8 protein-coding genes are annotated in these 7,015 nt (G+C 59.3%); 2 read left to right on the plus strand and 6 right to left on the minus strand.

Annotated elements, in window-relative coordinates:
* Positions 1-74 precede the first annotated feature (74 nt).
* The 3 genes from alc to puuE all read right to left on the minus strand — a co-directional run bounded on the left by alc (position 75) and on the right by puuE (position 2,596).
* Positions 75-1,070: an allantoicase gene (gene alc, locus DBR18_RS00705; protein ID WP_007960036.1), complete on the minus strand. Its 996-nt coding sequence runs from the start codon at positions 1,068-1,070 to the stop codon at positions 75-77.
* A gap of 87 nt (positions 1,071-1,157) precedes the next feature.
* Entirely contained in the window at positions 1,158-1,673 is a 516-nt protein-coding gene (gene uraD, locus DBR18_RS00710; RefSeq protein WP_108588891.1) for a 2-oxo-4-hydroxy-4-carboxy-5-ureidoimidazoline decarboxylase, read from the minus strand.
* Complete coding sequence (gene puuE / locus DBR18_RS00715) at positions 1,670-2,596, minus strand: allantoinase PuuE (protein WP_108588892.1); 927 nt, start codon at positions 2,594-2,596, stop codon at positions 1,670-1,672. Before puuE ends, uraD begins: the two co-directional genes overlap by 4 nt.
* A 421-nt stretch (positions 2,597-3,017) precedes the next feature.
* On the opposite strand from puuE, the gene uraH reads away from it, so the two are divergent.
* Positions 3,018-3,371, plus strand: coding sequence for a hydroxyisourate hydrolase (gene uraH / locus DBR18_RS00725; RefSeq protein WP_003223171.1), 354 nt, complete (start codon positions 3,018-3,020; stop codon positions 3,369-3,371).
* Between the two features lie 183 nt (positions 3,372-3,554).
* Here the strand turns inward: uraH and DBR18_RS00730 are convergent, their stop codons facing one another.
* The 3 genes from DBR18_RS00730 to DBR18_RS00740 form a co-directional block, all read right to left on the minus strand.
* On the minus strand, positions 3,555-4,181 hold the full coding sequence (locus tag DBR18_RS00730) for a LysE family translocator (protein WP_108588894.1): 627 nt from the start codon (positions 4,179-4,181) through the stop codon (positions 3,555-3,557).
* Between the two features lie 88 nt (positions 4,182-4,269).
* Complete coding sequence (locus DBR18_RS00735) at positions 4,270-5,619, minus strand: NCS2 family permease (protein ID WP_007960656.1); 1,350 nt, start codon at positions 5,617-5,619, stop codon at positions 4,270-4,272.
* 298 nt (positions 5,620-5,917) lie between these two features.
* A complete protein-coding gene (locus DBR18_RS00740) occupies positions 5,918-6,364 on the minus strand; it encodes a MarR family winged helix-turn-helix transcriptional regulator (RefSeq protein ID WP_108588906.1) in 447 nt (148 codons plus the stop codon).
* 82 nt (positions 6,365-6,446) lie between these two features.
* On the opposite strand from DBR18_RS00740, the gene DBR18_RS28585 reads away from it, so the two are divergent.
* Positions 6,447-7,015, plus strand: a 569-nt coding sequence (locus DBR18_RS28585; protein ID WP_371921057.1) for an aminotransferase class I/II-fold pyridoxal phosphate-dependent enzyme, incomplete at its 3' end; no start/stop codon positions are given.

The raw sequence follows: 7,015 nt of genomic DNA on the forward strand, positions 1-7,015 counted from the left end.
GCGATCTTTTGACTTTGTTTTTTAAGATCAAGATCAAGAGATCGCAGCCTGCGGCAGCTCCTACAGGCTCAGCATTACTTCGCGACCTTGCCCAAAACGCGCAGGCGGCTCACACCACCGTCCGGGAACACGTTCAGACGGATGTGGGTGATCGGGCCCAGTGCCTTGATCTGCTCGACGAAGGTGTGTTCGGCGTGCATTTCCAGCTTCTGGCTTGGCAGCAGTTCACGCCAGAACAGCGACTGGGTTTCGATCTGGCTGTCGGTGCCGCCCTTGACGAACGCGCCCTGGATCGAGCAGGTGTCCGGGTAGTTGCCCTTGAAGTGCAGGGTGTCGACGATGATTTTTTCGATCTCGCCCGGATGGCCCAGCGCGACGATCACCCAGTCATTGCCCGGGGTGCGACGACGTGCGGTTTCCCAGCCGTCGCCCATGTTGATGCCACGGCCCGGGTTGAGGATGTTGCTCATGCGGCCGAAGTGTTCGTCGGAGCAGGCGAGGGCGCGGCCACCGTTGAGAGCTGCTGCCAGGTCAACCTGTTCGTTGTCGCCAACAGCGGACCAGTCGCGGAACGGAATGCCGTACACGCGCAGACGGGCGACACCGCCGTCCGGGTAGATGTTGAAGCGCAGGTGGCTGAACGCTTTGTCGTTGCTGATTTCGTGGTAGTGGTGGCTGTTGCCTTGCAGCTCGACGGCCGACAGCACTTCAGTCCACTGGGTGTTTTCGTCCGGCTCGCCGGAGGCCAGGAAGCATGCTTCCAGCGAGGCCGATGGCGGGAAGTTGCCGGTGAAGAATGAAGTGTCGATGTCCACGCCCTTGATCGAGCCCGGTACGCCCAGGCGGATCACCGCGCTGTCGTAGCCTTCGAAGCGCTTGCGGCGCGATTCCCAGCCGTCCATCCACTTGCCGTTGTCGTCGAACACACCCTCCTTCCACACGGCCGGGGTCGGCTGAAACAGACGATTGGCGTCTGCGAACCAGTCATCGGTGACCGAGATGATTTTGGTGCCCAGACGGGCATCGGCCAGGTTGACGAACTTCTCGAAAGGTACGGCGTAAGCTTTCATTCTTCTTGTCTGCCTTTAAATAAGTGGCTGGGGATGCTTGCGAGGCCCTGGGCGTTCTCCGCGTCTGACACGCTCGGGCCATGCTCGCTAAAGAGTCAGTAAACGGAACAGGGCGATCTTGTTGATCTCCGCCAGCGCGCATTTGAATTCGGTGTCGACCGGGTTGTGAATGCGCGTTTCGAACGCCGCGAGGATCTGATGCCGGTTGCTGCCTTTTACCGCCATGATGAAGGGAAACTTGAACTTGGCCTTGTAGGCGTCGTTCAGCTCGGTGAAGCGCTGGAACTCTTCGGCCGTGCATTGGTGAATACCGGCGCCAGCCTGTTCATGGGTGCTGGCTTCGGTCAGTTGGCCCTGGACGGCAGCTTTGCCGGCCAGGTCCGGGTGAGCGTTGATCAGTGCCAGTTGACTGGCGTGATCGGCGCTCAACAGGATGTCGCTCATGCGCTGGTGCAGGGTTTCGATCTCGTCGATCGAAGCGTCCACGCCCAGGTCGTAGGCCTTCTCGGCCACCCATGGCGAATGTTCGTAGATGTCGGCGAAGGCTTTGACGAAGGCGTCGCGGCTCAGGGTCGACGGTTTCAGCGTTTGAAAGGTGCTCATTTGCCAGCCCCTTGGTACGGATGGGTTTCTTGCCAGTGACGTGCGATGTCGACGCGACGGCTGAACCACACCTGTTCATGACCTTTGACGTATTCGATGAAGCGCTTGAGCGACGCCAGACGCGCCGGACGGCCGATCAGCCGGCAGTGCAGACCGATCGAAAGCATCTTCGGCGCTTCGGCGCCCTCGGCGTAGAGCACGTCGAATGCGTCTTTGAGGTATTCGAAGAAATCGTCGCCCTTGTTGAAACCCTGCACCTGGGTGAAGCGCATGTCGTTGGTGTCGAGGGTGTACGGGATCACCAGATGCGGCTTGCCGGTCGGGTTGTTCGGTTCCCAGTAGGGCAGGTCGTCGTCGTAGGTGTCGCAGTCGTAGAGGAAGCCGCCTTCTTCCATCACCAGGCGCCGGGTGTTCGGGCCGGTGCGGCCGGTGTACCAGCCCAGTGGGCGTTCGCCGGTGAGTTCGGTGAGGATGCGGATCGCTTCGAGCATGTGCTCGCGCTCCTGCGCCTCATCCATGTACTGGTAGTCGATCCAGCGGTAGCCGTGGCTGCAGATCTCGTGACCGGCTTCGACCATCGCGCGGATCACGTCCGGGTGGCGCTGGGCGGCCATGGCCACGGCGAAGATGGTCAGCGGAATGTCGAATTCCTTGAACAGCTTGAGGATCCGCCAGACACCGGCACGGCTGCCATACTCGTAAAGAGATTCCATGCTCATGTTGCGCGCGCCTTGCAGCGGTTGAGCAGCAACCATTTCGGAGAGGAAGGCTTCGGATTCTTTGTCGCCGTGCAGGATGTTGCGTTCGCCGCCTTCTTCGTAATTGAGCACGAAGGACAGGGCGATGCGGGCATTGCCCGGCCAGTGTGGGTGAGGAGGGTTACTGCCGTAACCGATCAGGTCGCGTGGGTAGTCAGCGCTCACTGCAGTCTTCCTTCTTATTCGTTGACAGTTTTGTGTAACGGCCTGCACAGGCTGGCGTCACAGCGATGGGCTGATTGTATACAACTTTATTCTCAATTTGTAAGCCTGAATTTTCGCATTTTTCACCGACTGTCATCTTTTGCTGCTAATGGCGTGAACCTGCAAGAAACCTGCCTGACCAGTCAGCTAATGGATGTAAGGTTCAATACGCAGGCGCTTGAGGGGCAGATCAGGGGTAAACGCCCGAATGGCGGGGGTGAGGTGAAAAATGTCGTTTTTATTGTGTACAATTTTTTTGAAAAGTGTCTTAATCAGTCGCTCGCCGCAACTTTTCGTGCTCCGAATCGGTGCGGTCTCCTTTTTACCTGACTTCGGGAGGCGCGAAGTCTGACTGCTCTTTGCGGCCAGGCGCGCAGAATCAATGGGACGTTTGACAACACACGTTTTGGACGCTGCACACGGTTGCCCGGGCAGCTCGATCAAGGTCGAGCTGTACCGCGTTGAAGGTTCGCATCTGGAATTGGTCGCCAGTGCAATAACCAACAGCGATGGCCGGGTCGATGCGCCATTGCTGCAAGGCGATGACTACCGCACCGGGGTCTATCAGGTGCAGTTCCACGCCGGCGATTACTACCGCGCCCGTGGTGTACAGCTGCCGGAGCCGGCGTTTCTGGATGTGGTGGTGCTGCGTTTCGGCATCTCCGCCGAGCAGGATCACTACCACGTGCCACTGCTGATCTCGCCTTACAGCTATTCCACCTACCGGGGCAGCTGACCCCCAAGCAGCTGCCCCCACCGGGAAGCGACTGCGCATATAGCTTCTTTGGTCTTTCGCCCGCTCACACTGCGGGCTTTTTTTCGTCTGCCTTAAAGTCAAAAGATCGCAGCCTGCGGCAGCTCCTACAGTTTGCAATGCAATCCCCTGTAGGAGCTGCCGCAGGCTGCGATCTTTTGCTCTTTAACGGCTCAACAGCGACGCAGCGCCCGCACCACTGAACAACCCGGCACTCACCCGGTTGAACCAGCTCTGCCCCTTGCCGCTGCGCAGATAGCGCGCTGCGCCATGTGCACCCAGCCCGTAAGCCAGTTTGCAGCACAGATCCAGCACCACCCAGGTCGCGATCATGATCAGCAATTGCGGCAGGAACGGTTGTTGCGCGCTGAGGAACTGCGGCAGAAACGCAGCGAAGAACAGAATGTCTTTCGGGTTGCTCGCACCCAACACAAAGGCGCGCCCGAACAGTGTGCGAAAACGCGGTACCGGAGCAGCCTGCGGCACTTCGGCGCCCACCGACGGCTGAAGCGATTGTTGCCAGCTCTGCCACGCGAGGTAGAACAGGTACAGCGCACCAACGATCTTTAACGCGCTGAACAATTGCTCCGACGCCAGCAGCAGGGCGCCCAGCCCCAATGCCGATGCACTGAGCAGGCAGATCGAAGCAATCACGCCACCCAGAAACGCCGGGTAAGAGCGGCGCAGACCGTAATTCAGACTGTTGCTGATCATCAGCAATGACAGCGGCCCAGGGATCAGGATCACCACCAATGCAGCGCCGCTGAACAGCAGCCAGGTTTCCAGACTCATCACTTTCCTCCTTTTTGTTGTATTGAAAAATGCACAAAAGCCCCACCCGTGAGGGTGAGGCTATTTTGAAGCCTGAACCGCGTAGCGCTTACAGGAAGATGAACTTGGCGATGAAGATCGCGCAGAGCACCCACAGGCTCACGGAAATTTCCTTGTACTTGCCGGCTCCGGCCTTCAACGCCACATAGGTGATGAAGCCCAGTGCGATGCCGTCGGCGACCGAGAAGGTCAGCGGCATCATGATCGCGGTGACGATTGCCGGAATTGCATCAGTGGCTTCGTCCCACTCGATGTGGGCCATGCCGCCCATCATCAGCATCGCGACATAAATCAGCGCACCGGCGGTGGCGTAGGCCGGAATCATCCCGGCCAGCGGTGCGAAAAACATTGCGGCTATAAATAGCACACCTACGGTGACGGCGGTAAGACCAGTCCGACCACCAGCGGCTACACCCGCGGCACTTTCCACATAGCTTGTTACCGGAGGGACACCGACGACTGCGCCGAAGACGCTGGAGGCACTGTCGGCTTTCATCGCGCGGGAGAGGTTTTCGATACGCCCGTCAGCGTTGACCAGATTGGCGCGCTGGGCGACGCCCATCAGGGTGCCGGCGGTGTCGAACATGTGTACGAAGAGGAAGGCCAGCACCACGCTGATCATGCTGACGTTGAACACGCCCGCGACGTTCATCGCCATGAAGGTCGGCGCCAGGCTTGGCGGGGTCGACATGATCCCTTCGTAGTGCACGATGCCCAGGCCCCAACCGGCCAGGGTCACGGTGATGATGCTGATGAGGATCGCACCGAAGACTTTGTGGTAGCTGAGGATCGCGATCATCAGGAAGCAGATCGCCGCCAGCAGCGGGCCGGGTTCACGCAGGGAGCCGAGTTTGATCAGAGTGGCCGGGCTGTCGACGACAATGCCCGCGGTTTTCAGACCAATCAGCCCGAGGAACAGACCGACGCCAGCACCCATCGCAAAGCGCAGGCTGACCGGGATGCTGTTGAGCAGCCATTCGCGAATCCGCGAGAAGGTCAGGATCATGAACAGCACACCGGAGACGAACACCGCACCGAGCGCGGTTTCCCAGTTGTAGCCCATGGTGCCGACCACGGTGTAGGTAAAGAATGCGTTGAGGCCCATGCCCGGCGCCAGGCCCACTGGCCAGTTGGCGTACAGGCCCATCAGCAGGCAGCCGAGCGCGGCGGCGATGCAGGTGGCGACGAAGGCTGCACCGTGATCGATCCCGGCATCGGCCATGATGTTCGGGTTGACGAAGATGATGTAAGCCATGGTGATGAAGGTTGTCAGACCGGCAATCAGCTCGGTCTTCACCGTGGTGCCATGCAAGCTGAGTTTGAAGATGCGCTCCAGCACGCCGGTGCGTAAGGGCGGTGAGAGTTCCAGCGTCGATGCTTCGGATTTGCGGCTTTCCACAGCGAGTACTCCTCAAGAGTTTTATTGTTATTTCCAGGGCCGGACCCATGAGGGGTGGCAGCAGCCCTTTGAGGCATACGCGAATTTGTTGACCATGCGGTCAGGAACTCGCACGCAGTGGATTATGCTTTTGTGTACAAATAAAGCAAATATTGTTTTTGGTTTTGTTTACGAAAGGTCAGGCGATAGGGATATATCGCCCCCAAAGGCCCCATCGCTGGCAAGCCAGCTCCCCCAGGTTTTGTGTACACCACCGATCATTGTGGGAGCTGGCTTGCCAGCGATGAGGCCGGTCCAGTCATTCCAGAGGTGACTGAGTGCTCCCGAGCGCCATATTCACCGCCAACCACCCATTCACCGCCGCCTCCCCAGCCTCGGCAAACACCTTCTCCAGCAATTTCACCTGTTCACGGCGCAATGTCTGCTCGAACTTCGCACCCTCGGCGGTCAGCTCCAGCAGGCGCTTGCGCTTGTCCTCCTGCGAAGCAACGCTGTCCACCAGATGCATTTCCTGCAACTGACGCAGCGGCATGTTCAGCGCCTGCTTGCTCACGCCGAGCAACGCCAGCAATTGCTTCACACTCAAATTCGGATAACGCGCGATGAAAAACACGATGCGCTGATGCACCCGCGAAAGGCCACGCCGCTCCAGCATTTCATCGGCCTTGGCGGTGAACGCCTGATAGCTGAAGAAAAACGCTTCCATCGCCTGTTGCTGGCTGGCAGGGTTTTTAAGGTCAAGCATGTTGACGTACTCGCTCAAGCTGTCGTAGTTTCGGTCAAGCAGTTTGACTCATTTTTCCCAGACCTCGCTACCGGTGACTCCCATGGCTTTTTCCGAACGTGTCTCGCGCCTCAAAAGTTCTCTGATCCGTGAAATCCTCGCCGCCGCCCAGCGCCCGGAAGTGATGTCGTTCGCCGGAGGTCTGCCGGCCGAAGCCATGTTGCCGAAAGTGGAATGGGCCGACATGCCGCTGGCCCTCGGCCAATACGGCATGAGCGAAGGCGAGCCGGCGCTGCGTGAAGCGCTGGCGGCGCAGGCGAGGGCGTTGGGTCTGGATTGCACGGCGAGTCAGGTGCTGGTGGTCAGCGGTTCCCAGCAAACCCTCGATCTGGCCGCCAAGTTGTACATCGACAAAGGCACCGAAATCCTGCTGGAGGCGCCGACCTACCTGGCCGCATTGCAGATCTTCCAGCTGTTCGGCGCCGATTGCCTGACCGTGCCGCAAGAGTCCGATGGTCCGAATCTCGCGCAACTGCGCAGTCGCCTTGAGCAGCATCGCCCAGCGTTCATCTACTTGATCCCGACGTTCCAGAATCCGTCCGCCGTGCGCTACAGCGAAGCCAAGCGCGCTGCCGTCGCTGCGTTGCTGGATGAGTTCGGCGTAACCCTGAT

Source organism: Pseudomonas sp. HMWF021, assembly GCF_003061005.1.
Lineage (GTDB): Bacteria > Pseudomonadota > Gammaproteobacteria > Pseudomonadales > Pseudomonadaceae > Aquipseudomonas.

Coding starts and splice junctions, on each gene's coding strand:
- alc (WP_007960036.1), bottom strand. CDS start 1,070: ATGAAAGCTTACGCCGTACCTTTCGAGAAGTTCGTCAACCTGGCCGAT.
- uraD (WP_108588891.1), bottom strand. CDS start 1,673: ATGAGCACCTTTCAAACGCTGAAACCGTCGACCCTGAGCCGCGACGCC.
- uraH (WP_003223171.1), top strand. CDS start 3,018: ATGGGACGTTTGACAACACACGTTTTGGACGCTGCACACGGTTGCCCG.
- DBR18_RS00730 (WP_108588894.1), bottom strand. CDS start 4,181: ATGAGTCTGGAAACCTGGCTGCTGTTCAGCGGCGCTGCATTGGTGGTG.
- DBR18_RS00740 (WP_108588906.1), bottom strand. CDS start 6,364: ATGCTTGACCTTAAAAACCCTGCCAGCCAGCAACAGGCGATGGAAGCG.